The sequence below is a fragment of the Amycolatopsis sp. NPDC104819 genome, assembly GCF_055583145.1.
The window spans coordinates 613,656-630,331 of the sequence record NZ_JBVJON010000005.1 but is presented as its reverse complement, the minus strand read 5'-3'; the positions used below and the strand labels follow the sequence as shown (position 1 = coordinate 630,331).

Here is a 16,676-nt window from a genome sequence, read left to right as displayed (position 1 = left end):
CGCCGCGCAGGACGTACCCCTGCCCGCGCACCGTGTGCAGCAACCGCGGGCCGTGCCCCCCCCCCTCCCCCCCCCCCCCCCCCCCCCCACCCTCCCGTGCCCTGCTCCGAAGCCGGCTCAGACCAGCGGGAACCGCTGGGCCGCCGAGCCGTTGCAGTCCCAGATCCGCAGCCGCGTCCCGTTGGCCGTCGCGCCGTTGGGGGAGTCGAGGCAGCGGGCGGACTGGGGGTTGCGCAGCGAGCCGTCGGCCTGCTGCGTCCACACCTGGCCGCCGACGCCGTTGCAGTCCCACAGCTCGACCTCGGTGCCGTTGGCCGTGCTGTTGCCGTTGATGTCGAGGCAGCGGCCCAGCGTGCGCAGCGCGCCGCCGGCGAGGTGGAACCAGTGCTGGTCCACCGCGAACGACTGGCAGTCCCACAGCTGCACCGCGGTCCCGTTCGTCCCGTGGTCGTCGCCGGCCACGTCGACGCACTTGCCGCCCGGGCCGGTGATCGGCCCGCCGCCGGTGACGGAGAACTTCTGCGCCGCCGAGCCGTTGCAGTCCCAGATCTGCAGGCGGGTGCCGTTGGCCGTGGCGCCGTTGGGGGAGTCGACGCAGCGGCCGGACTGCGGGTTGCGCAGCGAGCCGTCGGCCTGCTGCACCCACTTCTGGCCGCCGACGCCGTTGCAGTCCCACAGCTCCAGCAGCGCGCCGCCCGCCGTCGCATTGCCGGTGACGTCGAGGCACCTGCCCAAAGTGGACAGTGACGAGTCCGCGTTGTGCGCCCAGTGCTGGTCGGCCGCGTTGGTCTGGCAGTCCCAGAGCTGGACCGCGGTGCCGTTGCCGCCCGTGTCGTCGCCGGACACGTCGAGGCACTTGCCGCCGGGGCCGGACACCGTGGCCGCGTACGGCGGTGTCCCGGTGGACCCGGCGTACCCGACGGAGACCACGTTGGCCTGGACGGCGTCGTCCGCGGCGTCGGTCGGGTACCCCGCGGTCATCACGCCTTCGAAGAACGAGCCGATGGACGCGTTGCTGTTGTCCCCGCCGGTGCCGAGCACGATCGAGCCCTCCTGGTGCATCGGCGTGTACCCGCCCGAGGGCAGCGCGCCGTTGTACCAGGTCGTGAGGCCGCCGCTCTGGGAGTTGCCGCCCTTGAGCGCGAAGGTGGTCTGGCCGTTGTTCTTCAGCAGGGCCGTGACGAACGGCGTGGCGTTGCCGCGGTTGTTCGTGTTGGAGCGGTTCCCTTGGAACAGGCCGTTTTCGAGGTCGCCCGCGACCCACGGGCCGATCCCGGTGCACGGCGGGAAGTAGCAGGTGGTGCCGAGGTTGACCGCGTCCATGTGGCCGTTGCCGGTGTCGGCGATCTGCGCCTCGACGTTGCCGTAGTCGAAGCAGCAGCCGCCGTTGACGTGCGTGCCGCTGGCGACCATGTACATGCCTTCGGGCTGGCCGTTGACCGCGACCCCGGCGCCGACGTAGTGCCGGTACCCGGTGCCGGGGGAGACGTAGACGCCGTAGACCTTGTGCCCGCCCGCGGTGACCGGCAGCGCCGACGCGATGGCGGCGACGTCCTGGCCGCCCGCGGTGCCCGGGCCTTCGACGGTGAGGTCGTTGTGCCGCGGGGACTGGTCGTAGATCACCGTGATGGTGCACGTCGTCCCGGCGCAGAACGAGTCCTGCGCGGCGGCGTTGGCGTACCCGCCGGTGGTGAGCAGGCCGATGTTCGTCTCGGCGCGGTCGGACGCGCGTTGCACGCGGTAGAGGTTGCCGCTGTAGGCGGAATAGAGGGCGCGGGTGGTGCTGTGCGCGGCGACGCACTGCGTGCCGGCGGCGCCGTAGAGGTCGCACGGCAGGGAACCGGCGGCCTGGGACGGGGTGCTCAGGCCGAGCATCGTCCCGAGGACGAGCACGAGCGTGACGAGGAGACTGCGACCGCGTGGCACGGGACCTCACTCTCAAGTCGCAGGTCAGAGGCCTGCGCGGATTTTTACAACGTTGTATTTCCGGAAAAGAAGGGGGTGCGGGAAAGGCGGGTGGGGATGGAGGGAGGGTAGGACCGCGTTCTCGGGCGTGTCAACCGGCCCCGGGCGCCGATGGTCCAGTCCACTGGGGAGAAGCACCCGGACGGCCCAGTGCGGCGGGATCCGCTGGCGGCCAACGGAAACCGACGTTTCGGACGTCGGCGCGGAGACTCGCCGACGCCGGTGCGCCGGCGCCGGGAGCCTCCGCGGCTCGGCCGGTCCGGAGCCGGCCGCACAATTCCACCCAGCTGTCCGGCGCGGGCAGGAATTGTTTTCGAACACGTGAGCGCGGTATTGCGCGCGGACATTTCCGGGAGCGATTCGGACAGTAGTGTCGGGCGCTCCGGCCACGCGGACACATCTGGCTCGTGACCCCTGCGCCAGAAGGGTTTCGGCTGCTCCTGACCGGCGTGGCGAATCGTGCTCCGGTGACGGTTGTGGCTGCCGCCGGGTGCCGTCCCGGTAATTGCTCCGAACGGGTGCCGCGCTTTTCCGTGTGATAGCCGAATCGGTTCGGTGCGGGTACGCTCCTGCGGTCGAATGGCCGGTAGGCGAAGATCGTTCTCGGGAGGCTCGGTGCGCATGGACAACCCGGCAGCTGCTCCGGCCCCGGACCACAGGCTGGAGCAAGGCTTCCGGCACCAGGGCTGCCTCTACGCCACCGGCGCGGGATTCCTCGCGATGGCGGTGCCGTTCGTCCTGGACGGGCTGCGTCGCGGGGAGCCGGTGCTGGTCACCACGACGGAGGCCAACCGGGAGCTGCTGCACGCCGCGATGGGCGCGGAGGCCGACAGGATCGTCTTCGCCGAGTCGGCCTTCTTCGGCCGGCGGCCGGCGCAGCTGGCCGGCGCGCTGCACCGCTACTGGACGCGGCACCGCGCGACCGCGCCGACCGGCGCCGTCCGCATCCTCGCCGAGCCGGCCCGGGACGAGGGCGCCGAAGCCGCGTGGCAGCTCGCCGAGGAGGGCTTCAACGTGGCGCTGGCCGGCACCCGGATCTGGCTGATCTGCCCGTACGACACCAGAACCGCCGAACCGGGGATGGTCGAGGACGCCCGGCGCGCGCACCCCGAGTGCGTCGTGGACGGCGAGACGCGGGCGTCCGCGCTCTACACGGCCCCGGAGGAAGGCGGCGGTGTCGCCACGGCCGCGCCGCCGCGCACGGCCGCGGACCTCTTCCGCTTCGAGGGTGACCTGGTCGCCGTGCGGCGGCACGTGCTGGAGCGGGCGAGCGCGCTGCTGCGGTCGGAGGACACCGCGACGCTGTTCGGGGTCGCCGTCGGCGAGGCGATCGCCTACCTGCTCGAACACGGCGTCAACCGCGCGGCCGTCTGGGTGCGGCCGGCGGCCGGGCGGGTGGTGTGCACCCTGCACAGCGACCGGCCGGCCGACGGCCCGGCCTTCTACGGCCTCAGCGGCGAGACCCGGCCCGGCACCACGTTGTGGATGACCGACCAGATCTGCGAATGGCTCGATGTCAGCTCCGACACGGCCGGCTGCACGATCGAGCTGGCCATGCCGGACCGGGCTGGTTAGCCGCCGGGACACATCTGTCCTTCAGCTCAGCCGGACGTCCCCGAAGCGGTCTTCGATGCGGCGCAGGTCGCGCAGCCGCGGCTCGGTGTGCCCGCCCAGCCAGCGGGTCATCGTCTTCGCGGACACGCCCAGCTCTTCGGCGGCCGTCTCCTTCGTGAGCCCGCGGCTGCGCAGGGCTTCGGCCAGCCACTCGGCGAAGCTGGCGGCGGGCGCGTCCACTTGCGCGGGCGGCGGTTTCTCGGTGCGCGAGGGGAGCAGGTCGAACTCGACGCGCCGGGGGTACTTCCGGCACGAGACCTCCAGCACGCCGGACGGGCCCGCCGCGGCCAGCAGAGCCCGGAGGATCGAGTTGCCCACTTCGCGCTCTTCGGCCTCCGCGAGCGGCGAGTCCGCGAGGCATTCCAGCACGAATTCCCGGATTCCCGGAACGGCCGACGGCCGGGCCGGAAAGATCTTTTTCACGATTTCGACCGGCACGACCTCGATCGACTCACCGGAGGACCGGCCGGCCGATTCCATCACGATCTTTGCCCCTTCCGAAGAGTCTCCAGTGTAGTCGCCGCCGCCGGTTTCCCGAGGCTTGCCGCTGCCGCCGGACGGGGCTACGGTGGGCGTCTTCCACGCCGGGAAGGTGTCATCGATGGCCAGGACCACGCAGTCGGCCAACGGCCCGGCGCACGACTCCGGGAATTCTCCACCGACCGTCCATATTCTGTGGATGAATGGCGGGCTGAGCTGCGACGGGGAATCGGTCGCGCTGACCGCGGCCACCCAGCCGAGTATCGAAGAGATCGTTCTCGGCGGCCTTCCCGGGCTGCCCGAAGTCGCGATGCACTGGCCGTTCCTCGATTTCCACAGCGGGCCCGACGGCGGGAGCGACAGCTTCATCGAATGGTGGCACCGCGCGCACCGCGGCGAGCTCGACCCGTTCATCCTGGTCGTCGAGGGTTCGATCGCCGACGAGACGAACAAGGCCGAGGGGTACTGGTCCGGCTTCGGCACCGACCCGGAGACCGGCCAGCCGGTGACCGCGAGCGAGTGGCTGGACCGGCTGGCGCCGAAGGCGATGGCGATCCTGGCCGTCGGCACCTGCGCGAGCTACGGCGGGGTGCACGCGATGGCCGGCAACCCCACCGGCGCGATGGGCGTCCCCGAGTACCTCGGCCGCGACTGGCGGTCGTGGGCCGGGCTGCCCGTCGTGTGCCTGCCGGGCTGCCCGGTCCAGCCGGACAACCTCTCGGAGACCATCCTGCACCTGCTGTTCCAGGTGTCCGGGCGCGCGCCGCAGATCGACGTCGACGAAGCGCTGCGCCCGAAGTGGCTGTTCGGGAACACCGTGCACGAAGGGTGCGACCGGGCGGGTTACTACGAGCAGGACGAGTTCGCCGACCGGCACGGCTCGCCCCGGTGCCTGGTGAAGCTGGGGTGCTGGGGCCAGGTCGTCCAGTGCAACGTCCCCAAGCGCGGCTGGATCAACGGCGTGGGCGGCTGCCCGAACGTCGGCGGCATCTGCATCGGCTGCACCATGCCGGGGTTCCCGGACAAGTTCATGCCGTTCATGGAGGACCCGGCCGGCGCCGGCACACCGGCGGCCACGACGAGCGTGTCCGGGTCCGCGATCCGCATCCTGCGGGAGATCCGGACGGCGGTGGACCGGTGACGCCGCCCCGGGCGAGCGGCTCGAGACCCTCCTGGGCGCCTTGCGGGCCGGCCCGGGCCGGGGGACGGCCGAGGAGATCGTCCGGGAGCTGACGGACTTGTACGGCGACGGCCTGACCCGGATCGTCGACGTCCTGCGCGACCGCGCCCCGGCTCTGGTCGGCACACTGGCGGCGGACGACGACGTCGCCGGTCTGCTGCTGCTCCACGACTTGCATCCCCTCGACGCCGACGCCCGGGTGCACCGGGCTCTCGACCGGATCCGCCCGCAGGTGGGCGCGGTCGACCATGTGGGCACCAACGGCGGCGTGGTGCGGCTGCGGCTCGGCGCGCTTCGTGGCTGTTCGGCCGCGCGCGCCGAGACGGTCGAAGCCGCTGTGCGGGACGCTGCTCCGGAAGTCGCCGGAGTCGAAATCGTCGTCGCTCCCACGCTGTACCAGATCGGCGTGGGACCGCCGCCCGGTGTGGCGGAGGGGCGGGCGTCGTGACTGTCCACAGTGGAGTGGCGGACCCCGCGGCCGCGGGCTCGCCCCGCTCCGCGCGGCCGGAGCGGTGCGAGCTGTGCGGAACCCCGGTGGCGGCCCGGCATGGCCACGTCGCCGACACCGGCCGCCGGGGTCTGCTGTGCTCGTGCCGCGCGTGCTTCCTGGTGTTCACCCGCCGCGCGGGTGTGGGGGCCCGGTACCGCGCGGTGCCGGAGCGGTACCTGTGGGACCCCCGCCACCCGGTCCGCCGCCTCGACTGGCGCGGGCTCGGGATCCCGGCCGGGTTCGCGTTCTTCGTCCGCTGCGGCGCGCAGGCCGTCGCGTTCAAGCCGGGTCCGTTCGGCGCCGCCGAGGCCGGGCTGCCCTCGGAGCTTTGGGCGGAGCTCGCGGTGGAGCATCCGCTGTTGGCGGCGGCCGAGCCGGACGTCGAGGCGATCGTGGTCGGCGCGACCGAGCGTGGCACGGAGTGTTTTCTCGTGCCTGTGGACGTTTGTTACCGCTTGACCGGCACGGTGCGCCGGCACTGGGCGGGGCGGGATGGGGGCGCGGAGATGCGTGCCCGGGTTGGGGAGCTGTTCGCGGAGATCGGCCGGCGCGCCCGGCCCTTGCGGTAGCCCCGTTTCCGGAAAACTCCCGGTCAATCCGGTGCGCAAGGCGCTCCGGAGATTCAACCCCTTCGACACCCCGGGTTTTCGTGATCAATTTCCGATAATTCCCGGACGTCACCGGTTTTCGGTTACAGTGCACAGCTTGTTTCACCCGATCGTGTAGATGCGCCGGAATGATGCGCAGGCCCATGGACAGAAGGTGGTGCGACGGTAAGGTTCCCGGCCGGGGGCAACTCGAATGGCTGATGACCTCGGCCGTGGGTGAAGCAATTCCGAAGAGAGAGAAGAAGTGGACTTCGACGCATTGGCCCGTGAAATGCGCACACTCCGGGAGAATGTCGCCGGGGTGAGTGACACGGTGCTGGCCGCGGTCGACGGGATACCGATCATCGCCGACGCGGCCGACCACATCGATCCCGCGAAGATCTCCGCCCTCGCCGCCGCCGATCTCGGGATCGCCCGCCAGGCGTCGGAGATCGCCGGGCAGGGGACCTTGCACCAGACCGTCGTGTTCAGCAGCGAAGGTTACCTGGCGGTCTACGCCATCGGCCGGCTCGCGCTGATGGTGGTGATGGGGGACCGGGGCCTGAACGTCGGGCGGCTGCTGTTCGAGACCCGGCCCGTCATCGAGCGGATCGCGACGATCCTGGCCGCGTGACTCATCGGCACAACAAGGAGGAAGCAGAACCATGATGAACATCGACACCGCGCTCAAGGAAGCCATGTCCATCACCGGCGCCGTCGGCGTCGCGCTCGTCGACTACGAGAGCGGGATGTCGCTCGGCACCAGTGGTGGCGGCGACTGGCTGGACCTGGAGGTGGCCGCGGCCGGGAACACCGAGGTCGTGCGGTCGAAACTGCGGGTGATGTCCTCGCTGGCGCTCAACGACAGCATCGAGGACATCCTGATCACCCTGCACCGCCAGTACCACCTGATCCGGCTGCTGAACACGGTCGGGGCGAGGAACTCGCTGTTCCTCTACCTGGTGCTGGACCGGGACCGCGCGAACCTCGCCCTGGCCCGCCACTACCTGAAACGCATCGAAGCCGACCTGCAGGTGTAACCGGGATAGGAGGGGGCGATGACCGGCGGCGGATCCCGGGCCGCGCTCGTCACCGGCTCGGCGCTGATGCACGACCTCGGCTCCCTGTTCCCGGTGACCATGACCCTCGCCGGCGACGAGCTGGCCTTCACCTTCGTCTCGTCCTGCTCTTCGCCGGACGCCGTCGAGGAGTGGATCCACCTGCGGTCGGGGGCCGTGGTGGCCGGCCGGGTCGTGCGCTTCTTCGCCGACGCGAACGGGCGGCGGGTCCGCGTCGAGCTCGCCGGCGCGCCGGTGCGGGCGCTGATCGTGCTCGCGGACGAGCTGACCGCGGCCGCGGTGAACGCGCCGAGCCTCGGGCGGTGGCAGGACCAGATCCCGTGCACCGTGCAGGTGGCCTTCGACGAGCTCGCGCGGATGCTCGCGCGGTGCCGGCACCGCGCCGGCGGGCCCGAGCCGCTGATCGACCTGGAGCTGGCCTACCGGCCCGATCGCGACTACGCCGCGCGGCTCGCCGCGGCGCACGAGCGGGTGCAGGCGTTCATCGCGCCGGTCCGGCCGGTGCTCGGCCTGCGGTGGCACTCGGCGACTTCGGCGCAGCGCAAGGCGTTCGCCGAGGAGCTGCCGGGCGGGACGCCCGCCCGCGGCTGGCTGCGCCGCCGGCGGACCGGCCGGATCATGGGCATCGAGGTCGAGGTGTCCGCCTGAGCCCGCGGCGGGCGGGACAACTCGACCTGGAGTACTTTGCCTGTAGTGGTCGTGACCCGACAGGCGGAGTGATGGTGCGACGCAACCCCGGACGACGAGCCGCGCTGCTCGACGCGGCGATCGAGGTCCTGGCCGCGGAAGGCGCCCGGGGCCTGACGTTCCGCGCGGTCGACCAGCGGGCCGCCGTGCCCACCGGGACCGCGTCCAACTACTTCGCCGGCCGCGAGGAGATCCTCACCGGCGCGGGGGAGCGGGTCTACGAACGGCTGGTGCCGGACGAGGCGACGCTGGCCGCGCCGTTCGACGGCCCGCGTGACCGCGCCCGGCTCACCGAGCTGATGCACGACCTCGTCGAGCGGGTGGCGGCGTTCCCGGCCGGGTTCCTGGCGCTGCTGGAGCTGCGCCTGGAAGCCGCCCGCCGCCCGGAGCTGCGGGCGGTGCTGACGAAGCGGATCCGCGCCGACCTGGACTTCAACGTGGAAAGCCACCTGAAGACGGGCCTGCCGGGCGACGCCACGACGGTCAAGCTCCTGTGGCTGGCCCTGAACTGGCTGATCATCGAGCGGCTGACCCTGCCGGATCTGCTCGGCGCGGACGAACGCCGGGACCTCGTCGACGCCCTCGTCGACCGGCTCGTGCCCTAGGCGTCCTTTGTGGACACCCCGCCGGTGGAGCCGCTCCGCGCCGGCTTCTCGGACTCGCGCCGGGTGAGCACCAGGGGCGCGTCCTCGGTGATGGCGACCGTGTGCTCGGAGTGGGCCGTGCGCGAGCCGTCCGCCGAGCGGATCGTCCAGCCGTCCGGGTCGTACACGATCTTGTCGGTCGTGCGGGCGAGCCACGGTTCGAGCGCCAGCGTCAGGCCGGGCTGCAGCTTCATCCCGCGCCCGGGCCGGCCTTTGTTGGACACGTGCGGGTCGCCGTGCATGGTGCGGCCGATGCCGTGCCCGCCGAACTCGGTGTTCACCGGGTAGCCGTAGTCGGTCGCCACCGCGTAGATGGCCGCCGAGATGTCCCCGAGGCGGTTGCCGGGCCGCGCGACCTCGATCGCCGCCTCCAGCGCCTCTTCGGTGGCGCGGATGATCCGCAGGTCCTCCTCGGCCGGGGTGCCGACGATGACCGTGCGCGCGGAGTCGGCCACCCAGCCGTTGACGCCGACGGCGAGGTCCGCGGTCAGCACGTCGCCGTCGCGCAGGGTGTAGTCGTGCGGCAGGCCGTGCAGCACGGCGTCGTTGACCGACAGGCAGATGACGTTGCGGAACGGGCCCTTGCCGAACGACGGGGCGTAGTCCCAGTAGCACGACTCGGCCCCGCGCCGCTCGATCATGCCGCGCGCGTGCTGCTCCAGCTCCAGGAGGTTGACCCCGACGTCGGCGAGCCGGCCGACCTCGGTGAGCACCTCGGCGACAAAACGCCCGGCCACGTGCATGAGCTCGACCTCGGCGGGCGTCTTCAGTTCGATCACGACTACCTCGTTCTACGGTACCGGTATAGTTATACCAGCACCGTAGCACGACCCCGGTTCACAGCGGTTTGTCCAGCACCGCCTTCAGGTTGCTGAAGGTGTCGATCGAGTACTTGCCGTGGTAGCGCCCCATCCCGCTCTCGCCCACCCCGCCGAACGGCAGGTCCGGCGCGGTCAGGTGCGCCACCGGGAGGCCGAACCCCACCGCGCCCGACGACGTCTCCGCCAGGATCCGCCGCTTCGTCTCCTCCGAGCCGGTGAACGCGTACAGCGCCAGCGGCTTGTCCCGGCCGGTGATGAACGTCAGCGCCTCGTCGAGGGAGGCGGCCCGTAGGACCGGCAGGATGGGGCCGAAGATCTCCTCACCCATCACGGGGGAGTCCGGCGCGACGTCGGCGAGCACGGTCGGCGCGATGTACTTCGCCTCCCGGTCGGTCGTCCCGCCGGTCACCACGCGGCCACTGCCCAGCAGGCCGGACAGGCGGTCGAAGTGCCGGGTGTTGACGATCCGGCCGTAGTACGGGCTCTGCGCCGGATCGTCGCCGAACCGCTTGCGCAGCACCTCGGCCAGCAGCGGCTCGAGCCGCTCGGAGGTGTCCCCGACGGCCAGCACGTAGTCCGGCGCCACGCACGTCTGGCCCGCGTTCATGAACTTGCCGTACACGATCCGCTCGGCCACGACCTGCAGGTCGACGTCGGTGTCGACGACCACCGGGCTCTTGCCGCCCAGCTCCAGCACCACCGGCGTGAGGTGCTTCGCCGCGGCGGTCATCACGATGCGCCCGACCGTGCCGTTGCCGGTGTAGAAGATGTGGTCGAACCGCTGCTCCAGCAGTTCGGTCGTCTCCGGGATCGCGCCCTCCACCACCGCCACGGCGGAAGTATCCAAATAGGACGGGATGTGCCGGGCGATCGCGGCCGACACCGTCGGGGACAGCTCGCTCGGCTTGAGCACCGCCGCGTTGCCCGCGGCCAGCACGCCGACCAGCGGCGCCAGCACGAGGTGCAGCGGGTAGTTCCACGGCCCGATGACCAGCGCGACCCCGAGCGGCTCCCGCACGACGCTGCCCGCGCCCGGCAGCAGGTACTTCGGCAGCGGCGCGGACTCGGGCGCGACCCAGCCGTCGAGGTGCTCCAGGGTGTGGTCGATCTCGTTGGTGACGAAGGTGATCTCGGCGCTGCGGGCCTCGGCCGCGTTCTTGCCCAGGTCGGTGTGCAGGGCGGCGAGGAAGTCGCTCGACTGCTCGCGCAACATCGTCTTCAACGCGGTCAGCTGCGCGCGCCGCCAGTCGAGCGGCTTGGTCGCGCCGGACGAGAACGTCTTGCGCAGCCGGGAAACAACGTCGGGAATGTCACTCATCGGTTACCTCCGGGGCAGCCATTCGGGGCGGCCGGAGCCGCGGGGGACGAGGATGGTCGAGAACTGCCCGGGCGTGACGGACATCCGCACCTGGTCGGTGACACCCTGGTAGTGCCCGAGCGGGGTGTCGGCGGTGAACGTGTCCGGGTCGAGGTAGGCGTGCCGCTCGCCGGTCCCGGCGACGCGCTGGGCGTAGTCCTTGTCGAACACGCCGAGGCTGATGATCCACAACGCGATGCGCGTCAGCGAGATGTGGACGCGGTAGCTGCCGCCTTCGGTGGCGCGCCGCATCAGCGCGGCGCAGATCCCGGCCGTGGCCAGCCACGGCACGAGGTAGTCGTTCACCACGCCGATGTGCGGCAGCACGGGCTGGTCGGGCGAGCCTTCCAGCGTCATCATCCCGGCGACGCAGCCCGCGGTCTGGTCGAAGCCGACCCGTGACGCCCACGGGCCGTGCTCACCGTGCAGGGACACGGTCGTGTGGATGATGCCCGGCCGCAACTGGGCCGCCCGGTGCGGGGAAAGCCCCAGTCCCGCGACGAAGCCCGGCCGCCGGTTCGCGTAGAAGACGTCGGCGTCGCGCAGGAGTTCCTGGGCCACGCGTGAGTTCTGGTAGTCCACAGTGGCCGACCGGACGCCGACGTTCGCCGTCAGGTAGACGACCGGGTTCTCCCATTCGGACGGCCGCCACAGGTTCAGCGCGTCGGCGCCGTGCTGGGCCAGCGCCCGCCCGATCCCCGCGCCCGCGATGACGTGTCCCAGGCCGAGCGCGCGGATCCCGTCGAGCGGCTGGGCGCCGCCCGCGGGCAACGGCTCGGGCGCGGAGTCGCCGATCTTCTCGATCTCGATCAGCGGGAGCCCGGCCAGGACGTCGCGGTACTGCCGGGTCCGGAGGAACTCTTCGGTGCTGCGGACCATCGGCATCACGATGCCCGCCTGCGCGCCCGCCTCCTCCAGCTCGGCGGCGTCCCAGCGCGCGATGGCGTCGGCGAGCGCCGGGGCGTCGTCGTAGGTGCGCAGGAGCTTGAGGGTCTTGGACTTCAGCTTCGGGTAGATGTTCAGCGGCATCACCCACCGGCCGTCCCCGGCGCGGTAGAACTTGAGCGACAGCGGGCTGGCCGGGTCGGCGGTGTTGGTCGGCGGGAGGCCGTTGACCAGCTCCCACTTCTTGTCGTAGAACGGGCACAGCCGGTGTGGCGCCTTCCGCAGGTCCATGCTGATGTCCTGGCCGGGTCCGCCGCGGTGACGCCAAAGTGCCGCCAGGGCCACGGACTTCGCGACCAGCGCGATCGCGGGCGCGGCGCCCAGCCGCACGGCGCTCGGCACGATCGGGTCGGCGCCGGTGAACTCCACCTTGCCGCCGGCGTCCTTTTCGGACAGTCCGGCTCCGGAGAGGACGTCCTCCAGCGCCGCGTGGATGTCGAAGGTGTCCTGGTCCTCGGAAGAGATCGGGTTCGCGAGCGCGGCGAGGATCCGGTCGGTGACGCTCATCGCTCGCCCAGCGCCTTCATCAGGGCGATCTGCGCGGTGTCCCGGGCTTTCGCGAGCTCTTCGACGGTGCCGTCGAAGCCGGCCGCCTGGTCGCTGAGCAGCTTGACTGTCGCTTCGTCGAGGTCCGGCGTGCCGAGCTGGCCCCAGCGTTTGCGCAGGCCCGGCCCGAGGTGCTCGAGGAAGTGCGGCAGCCCGCCCGGCCCGCCGCCGAGGTGGAAGCTCAGGAACGGCCCGCTCACCGCCCACCGCTGCCCGAGCGACGACGTCACGACCTCGTCCAGCTGCTGTTCGGTGACCACGCCCTCCGCGACCAGGTGCACACATTCCCGGAAGATGGCGGCTTGCAGCCGGTTCGCGACGAACCCCGGCATCTCCTTGCCCAGCACGATCGGCTTCTTGCCCAGGCCGCGGTAGAACGCGACGGCCCGCTCCACCACCTCCGGCGCCGTCTTCTCGCCCGGCACGACCTCGACCAGCGGGATGAGGTGCGGCGGGTTGAACGGGTGCCCGACGAGAAGCCGCTCCGGCCGCTCGAGCGCGGTCGCGATGTCGGTCGCCGGAAGGCCCGAGGTCGAGGTGAGCAGGAGGGCGTCCGCGGGCGCGTTCGCCTCGATGGTCGTCCAGATCCGGTGTTTGAGGTCGAGGCGTTCGGGCCCGTTCTCCTGGACGACGTCGGCGCCGGCGACGGCGCGCGCGAGGTCGGCCTCGAACGTGATCCGGTCCGCCAGTCCGTCGGTGTCGAAGCCCAGTTCGCGCAGTGCGGGTGTGAGTTCGTCGAGTCCGGCGCGCACGGTGTCCTCGATGCCCGGCGCCGGGTCGCTGATGACGACGTCCATCCCGTGCGCGGCCATCAGGCCCGCCCAGGAGACGCCGATGACCCCGCCGCCGACGATGGTCGCTTTCACGGTTGCTCCCGGTCGAGGTAGTCGTGCACGGCCGCGGCCCGGCCGAGGGTGAGATCGGTGAGGAGGTGGCTCGCGGACACGATCTCCAGCACGGGAAGGTCGGCGAGCGGGGCGAGCGCGTGCGGCACGAGGTGCAGCCGCGCGGGCCCGGTCCAGGCGCCCTTGATGGTGACGTCGGAGATCTGGCTTCGCGCCAGTTCGCAGATCCGCGGCCGGCCGTCGTACCCGGGGACGATCTTGAGCATGTACGTCGGCGCGGTCAGCTCGGCGCGCGCGGCGGCGGTGTCCAGTTCGCGGTGTTTGTACCCCATCGTGGCGAGCGCGACCGGGATCGTGCCGTAGTCCAGGGTGCCGACGAGGGTGTCCGAGTCGACGAACAGCCGGGGCTTCCCGAGCTTCTTCGGGTAGGCGGCGACCTCGCGGCCGCTGGCGATCGCGGGGTGGCTGTCGACGTACATCCCGAGGGTGAACTCCCCAGGCTCGCCCTGGTGGGTGACCATCGCGACCTGCCCGGACTCGGTGTAGTCGCCGAGCCCGGTGACGTCCGGCATCCGCATCACCTCGAACCGCACGAGCGGTTCGGGCACTTCGAGGGGTTCGGGCACCAGCGCCCGCAGGGCCGCCGGATCCGTCCGGTAGGTGATGTTCAGGTATTCGCGGTCGGTGAACCGGTAGGGCCCGCGGGGGAAGGCCGGCGCGGACAACGGTGTGGTGAGCCGGGACCGGACCTCGTCTTCACGCACTTGCGGCTGCCAAGATCACGCTCGCAACCTACCTCCGGATCCGGGGCGGCGCATCCGCGCGAAACCCGGTTCCGCACCGGATGACAACCTTTCGACCAGCGATCACATCTACCCCGGTGTGAAGCAGACAGAGAACGCCGAGACCGGCCGCGACGCGGAATTCCGCGAGTTCGTGCGCAACCGGGGGACCCCGCTGCACCAGAGCGCGTACCTGCTCTGCGGCGACCGGCACCTCGCGGACGACGTCGTCCAGGACACCCTGGTCAAGGCCTACCAGCACTGGAAGCGGGTGCGGGCGGCCGACAGCCCGGAGGCCTACGTCCGGCGCATCCTGCTCAACGAGGTGCGCGGGCGGTGGCGGCGGCGGGAGCGCTCGGTGCCGGTCGCCGAGTTCGCCCGCGAACCCGCGGTGGCCGACCCCGCCGACGACGTCGTCCGGCGCGCCGGGCTCCGGCAGGCGCTGCTGACGCTGCCGCTGCGGCAACGGGCCACCGTGGTGCTGCGCTACCTGGAGGGCCTGTCCGAGCGGGAGACCGCGGCGGCGCTGGGCTGCTCGACGGGCACCGTGAAGAGCCAGAGCTCCCGGGCGCTGGCCACCCTGAAATCCTTCTTCGACACGACGGGATCACTGCTGTGAACACCGAACAAGAGACCCGGCTCGGGGCCGATCTGCGGCACCTCGTCGCCGGCGAGACCTTCCGGACCGACCCCGACGACGTCCTCCGCCGCGCCCGGCGGGTGCGGCGGCGCGGCCTGGCCACCCGAGGCGTGGCCGGGGCGGGCGTGCTGGCCGTCGCCGCGGCGGTCACCGTGCTCGGGGTCAACTCCGGCGGCCCGCCCGCGGTCCAGAACGCCGCCTACGTCGTCGATCGGGTTTCGGCCGCGCTGGACCGCGACTCGGACTTCGTCTACCGGATCGTCGACCAGGGGGAAGGCACCGTCTGGTACCAGGACCAGGTGACGATGAACCAGTACTGGGTCTACCGCACCGGATCCACCCGGACCGAGGCCTGGAACAGCGCCCCCGTGATCGACCACTACGCGCACCTGCGCGACGTCACGGTCAACCACCAGGACCGCACCTACTCGACCGAGGACGTCAAGCTCCCCACCTACATCCCGGGCGAGCTGCCGAAGGAGGCCGGCTTCGTCGACCGGGTCAAGAAGTCGATCAGCACCGGTACGGACAAGATCGTCGGCACCGGCGAGTACCAGGGCCACCAGGTCGTCAAGCTGGGGTACACCGTCGAGGGCCAGGTCTCGGAGCTGTGGGTCGACGCGACGAGCTACCTGCCGGTGCACTCGACCACGACCGACCCGGGCGGGCAGCGGACGACCAAGGACCTCGCCTTCCTGCCGCGCACCGACGAGCTGGCCAAGACGGTCAACACCCCGCAGATCCCGGCCGGGTACACCCAGGTCGCCGACGCCAACAACGGCCCCGGCCACGGCGGCTGAGCCTCACCCGCGGCGCCGGCGCCGGCCCGGCTCGGTGAGCGACGGCGGCTCGTACGCGACGTCGACCGGGCCGAGGTCCGTTCCGGGCTGGACGATCTCGTCGATGCGGTCGAGCAGGTCGTCGTCGAGGGTGGTGCCGGCGCCCGCGAGCAGGTCGTCGAGCTGGGCCGGGGTCCGCGGGCCGATGATCGCCGACGTCACCGCGGGATGGGCGGTCACGAAGCCCAGGGCCAGGTGGGGCAGCGACAGGCCGGCCTGGCCGGCCAGGGGGACGAGCGCTTCGACGGCGTCCAGCTTGCGGCTGTCGGTCAGGTGCCGTGGCGCCCAGTGCAACCGGCCGGCCGACGCGGTTTCCGTGCCGCCCTTGCGAAGCCGCCCGGAGAGCAGGCCCATCGACAGCGGGCTCCACACCAGCACACCCAGGCCGTACCGGTGGCAGACCGGCAGAATCTCGCGTTCGACACCCCGGTTGAGGATCGAATAGTGCGGCTGCTCGGTGCGGAAGCGGGCCAGCCCCCGCCGTTCGGCCACCCACTGGGCTTCCACGATCTCCGACGCGGGCAGGTTGGAGTGGCCGATCGCCCGGACCTTGCCGGAGCGCAGCAGGTCGGTCAGCGCGCCCAGGGTCTCCTCGACGTCGGTTTCGGGATCGGGGTGGTGGACCTGGTAGAGGTCGATGTGGTCGACACCGAGCCGGCGCAGCGAGCCTTCGACGGCGGTGACGAGCCAGCGGCGGGAGCTGCCGCGGTGATGGGGGCCGGGACCCATCGGGCCGTTCCCCTTGGTGGCGAGGACAACGTCGTCGCGTCGGCCGCGCAGGGCTCGGCCGACGATCCGTTCGGTGTGGCCGTCACCGCCGTAAACGTCGGCCGTGTCGAGGGTGTTCACGCCGGCGTCGAGTGCTTTGTGGACGATCCGGACGCACTCGTCGGGGTCGGGGTTGCCGTACGGCCCGAACATCATCGTGCCCAGGGTGAAGGCGCTGACCTGGATGCCGGTGCGCCCGAGCGGGCGGGTCTGCATGGGGTTCCTCCGGGATGAGGGGTGGGGTTCCGGCACCCGGTTCCGGTGTCGGGGGGGGGGGGGGGGGGGGGGGGGGGGGGGAAGAAAAAAAAAAAAAAAAAAAAACACCCCCCCCCCCCCCCCCCCCCCCCCCCCCACCGCGCAGACGTTCCTGCGCCGCGGCTATCTCCCGGCGCCGCAGCCGCCGCGGA

The 16,676-nt window shown here is 71.6% G+C and carries 18 protein-coding genes; 10 read left to right on the top strand and 8 right to left on the bottom strand.

All coding sequences use genetic code 11. From position 1 onward, the window contains the following. Window positions 1-117: 117 nt before the first annotated feature. Window positions 118-1,926 carry an arabinofuranosidase catalytic domain-containing protein gene (locus ACZ63E_RS19120; RefSeq protein WP_465337411.1) on the bottom strand — a complete coding sequence of 603 codons (1,809 nt, stop codon included), beginning with the start codon at window positions 1,924-1,926 and terminating at the stop codon, window positions 118-120. A 660-nt stretch (window positions 1,927-2,586) separates the two neighbouring features. Here ACZ63E_RS19120 and ACZ63E_RS19115 point away from each other — a divergent pair. Next, entirely contained in the window at window positions 2,587-3,540 is a 954-nt protein-coding gene (locus tag ACZ63E_RS19115) for an anti-sigma factor RsbA family regulatory protein (RefSeq protein ID WP_465337410.1), read from the top strand. Between the two features lie 21 nt (window positions 3,541-3,561). Here ACZ63E_RS19115 and ACZ63E_RS19110 read toward each other — a convergent pair whose 3' ends face one another. Next, the gene (locus ACZ63E_RS19110; protein ID WP_465337486.1) at window positions 3,562-4,059 is read right to left on the bottom strand and encodes a helix-turn-helix domain-containing protein; all 498 of its coding nucleotides are present in this window, start codon (window positions 4,057-4,059) and stop codon (window positions 3,562-3,564) included. 121 nt (window positions 4,060-4,180) lie between these two features. Here ACZ63E_RS19110 and ACZ63E_RS19105 point away from each other — a divergent pair, with 121 nt between their 5' ends. The 7 genes from ACZ63E_RS19105 (at window position 4,181) to ACZ63E_RS19075 (ending at window position 8,687) form a co-directional block, all read left to right on the top strand. Then, the gene (locus ACZ63E_RS19105; RefSeq protein ID WP_465310758.1) at window positions 4,181-5,200 is read left to right on the top strand and encodes an NADH-quinone oxidoreductase subunit B family protein; all 1,020 of its coding nucleotides are present in this window, start codon (window positions 4,181-4,183) and stop codon (window positions 5,198-5,200) included. A gap of 40 nt (window positions 5,201-5,240) precedes the next feature. After that, on the top strand, window positions 5,241-5,687 hold the full coding sequence (locus tag ACZ63E_RS19100) for a NifU family protein (protein WP_465337409.1): 447 nt from the start codon (window positions 5,241-5,243) through the stop codon (window positions 5,685-5,687). Continuing rightward, window positions 5,684-6,298 carry a DUF5947 family protein gene (locus tag ACZ63E_RS19095; RefSeq protein ID WP_465337408.1) on the top strand — a complete coding sequence of 205 codons (615 nt, stop codon included), beginning with the start codon at window positions 5,684-5,686 and terminating at the stop codon, window positions 6,296-6,298. Before ACZ63E_RS19100 ends, ACZ63E_RS19095 begins: the two co-directional genes overlap by 4 nt. A gap of 283 nt (window positions 6,299-6,581) precedes the next feature. Further along, complete coding sequence (locus ACZ63E_RS19090; RefSeq protein ID WP_465310755.1) at window positions 6,582-6,950, top strand: roadblock/LC7 domain-containing protein; 369 nt, start codon at window positions 6,582-6,584, stop codon at window positions 6,948-6,950. A 34-nt stretch (window positions 6,951-6,984) separates the two neighbouring features. Continuing rightward, window positions 6,985-7,356 carry a hypothetical protein gene (locus tag ACZ63E_RS19085; RefSeq protein WP_465337484.1) on the top strand — a complete coding sequence of 124 codons (372 nt, stop codon included), beginning with the start codon at window positions 6,985-6,987 and terminating at the stop codon, window positions 7,354-7,356. 18 nt (window positions 7,357-7,374) lie between these two features. Continuing rightward, on the top strand, window positions 7,375-8,043 hold the full coding sequence (locus tag ACZ63E_RS19080) for a hypothetical protein (protein WP_465337406.1): 669 nt from the start codon (window positions 7,375-7,377) through the stop codon (window positions 8,041-8,043). Window positions 8,044-8,114: 71 nt separating this feature from the next. After that, window positions 8,115-8,687, top strand: coding sequence for a TetR/AcrR family transcriptional regulator (locus ACZ63E_RS19075; RefSeq protein ID WP_465337405.1), 573 nt, complete (start codon window positions 8,115-8,117; stop codon window positions 8,685-8,687). Here the strand turns inward: ACZ63E_RS19075 and map are convergent. From map to ACZ63E_RS19050, 5 genes are read right to left on the bottom strand one after another with little or no spacing between them, the layout of a single operon-like run. Further along, a complete protein-coding gene (gene map / locus ACZ63E_RS19070) occupies window positions 8,684-9,505 on the bottom strand; it encodes a type I methionyl aminopeptidase (RefSeq protein WP_465337404.1) in 822 nt (273 codons plus the stop codon). The genes ACZ63E_RS19075 and map overlap by 4 nt on opposite strands. Before the next feature lie 58 nt (window positions 9,506-9,563). Further along, complete coding sequence (locus ACZ63E_RS19065; RefSeq protein WP_465337403.1) at window positions 9,564-10,865, bottom strand: aldehyde dehydrogenase family protein; 1,302 nt, start codon at window positions 10,863-10,865, stop codon at window positions 9,564-9,566. Between the two features lie 3 nt (window positions 10,866-10,868). Next, on the bottom strand, window positions 10,869-12,356 hold the full coding sequence (locus ACZ63E_RS19060) for a CoA transferase (protein WP_465337401.1): 1,488 nt from the start codon (window positions 12,354-12,356) through the stop codon (window positions 10,869-10,871). Then, complete coding sequence (locus tag ACZ63E_RS19055) at window positions 12,353-13,261, bottom strand: 3-hydroxyacyl-CoA dehydrogenase family protein (RefSeq protein WP_465337400.1); 909 nt, start codon at window positions 13,259-13,261, stop codon at window positions 12,353-12,355. Before ACZ63E_RS19055 ends, ACZ63E_RS19060 begins: the two co-directional genes overlap by 4 nt. Further along, entirely contained in the window at window positions 13,258-14,004 is a 747-nt protein-coding gene (locus tag ACZ63E_RS19050; RefSeq protein ID WP_465337398.1) for an acetoacetate decarboxylase, read from the bottom strand. The genes ACZ63E_RS19055 and ACZ63E_RS19050 overlap by 4 nt, the downstream gene beginning before the upstream one ends. 118 nt (window positions 14,005-14,122) lie before the next feature. On the opposite strand from ACZ63E_RS19050, the gene ACZ63E_RS19045 reads away from it, so the two are divergent. Next, a complete protein-coding gene (locus ACZ63E_RS19045; protein ID WP_465337397.1) occupies window positions 14,123-14,641 on the top strand; it encodes a SigE family RNA polymerase sigma factor in 519 nt (172 codons plus the stop codon). Continuing rightward, window positions 14,638-15,462 carry a hypothetical protein gene (locus ACZ63E_RS19040; protein ID WP_465337396.1) on the top strand — a complete coding sequence of 275 codons (825 nt, stop codon included), beginning with the start codon at window positions 14,638-14,640 and terminating at the stop codon, window positions 15,460-15,462. Before ACZ63E_RS19045 ends, ACZ63E_RS19040 begins: the two co-directional genes overlap by 4 nt. Window positions 15,463-15,465: 3 nt before the next feature. On the opposite strand, the gene ACZ63E_RS19035 is transcribed toward ACZ63E_RS19040, so the two are convergent. After that, entirely contained in the window at window positions 15,466-16,485 is a 1,020-nt protein-coding gene (locus ACZ63E_RS19035; RefSeq protein WP_465337395.1) for an aldo/keto reductase, read from the bottom strand. Window positions 16,486-16,676: the final 191 nt, after the last annotated feature.

Excerpts from the sequence above, each read along its gene's own strand:
- ACZ63E_RS19115 (WP_465337410.1), top strand. The coding sequence starts at position 2,587 with ATGGACAACCCGGCAGCTGCTCCGGCCCCGGACCACAGGCTGGAGCAA.
- ACZ63E_RS19110 (WP_465337486.1), bottom strand. The coding sequence starts at position 4,059 with ATGGAATCGGCCGGCCGGTCCTCCGGTGAGTCGATCGAGGTCGTGCCG.
- ACZ63E_RS19105 (WP_465310758.1), top strand. The coding sequence starts at position 4,181 with ATGGCCAGGACCACGCAGTCGGCCAACGGCCCGGCGCACGACTCCGGG.
- ACZ63E_RS19085 (WP_465337484.1), top strand. The coding sequence starts at position 6,985 with ATGAACATCGACACCGCGCTCAAGGAAGCCATGTCCATCACCGGCGCC.
- ACZ63E_RS19080 (WP_465337406.1), top strand. The coding sequence starts at position 7,375 with ATGACCGGCGGCGGATCCCGGGCCGCGCTCGTCACCGGCTCGGCGCTG.
- ACZ63E_RS19075 (WP_465337405.1), top strand. The coding sequence starts at position 8,115 with ATGGTGCGACGCAACCCCGGACGACGAGCCGCGCTGCTCGACGCGGCG.
- ACZ63E_RS19065 (WP_465337403.1), bottom strand. The coding sequence starts at position 10,865 with ATGAGTGACATTCCCGACGTTGTTTCCCGGCTGCGCAAGACGTTCTCG.
- ACZ63E_RS19060 (WP_465337401.1), bottom strand. The coding sequence starts at position 12,356 with ATGAGCGTCACCGACCGGATCCTCGCCGCGCTCGCGAACCCGATCTCT.
- ACZ63E_RS19035 (WP_465337395.1), bottom strand. The coding sequence starts at position 16,485 with ATGCAGACCCGCCCGCTCGGGCGCACCGGCATCCAGGTCAGCGCCTTC.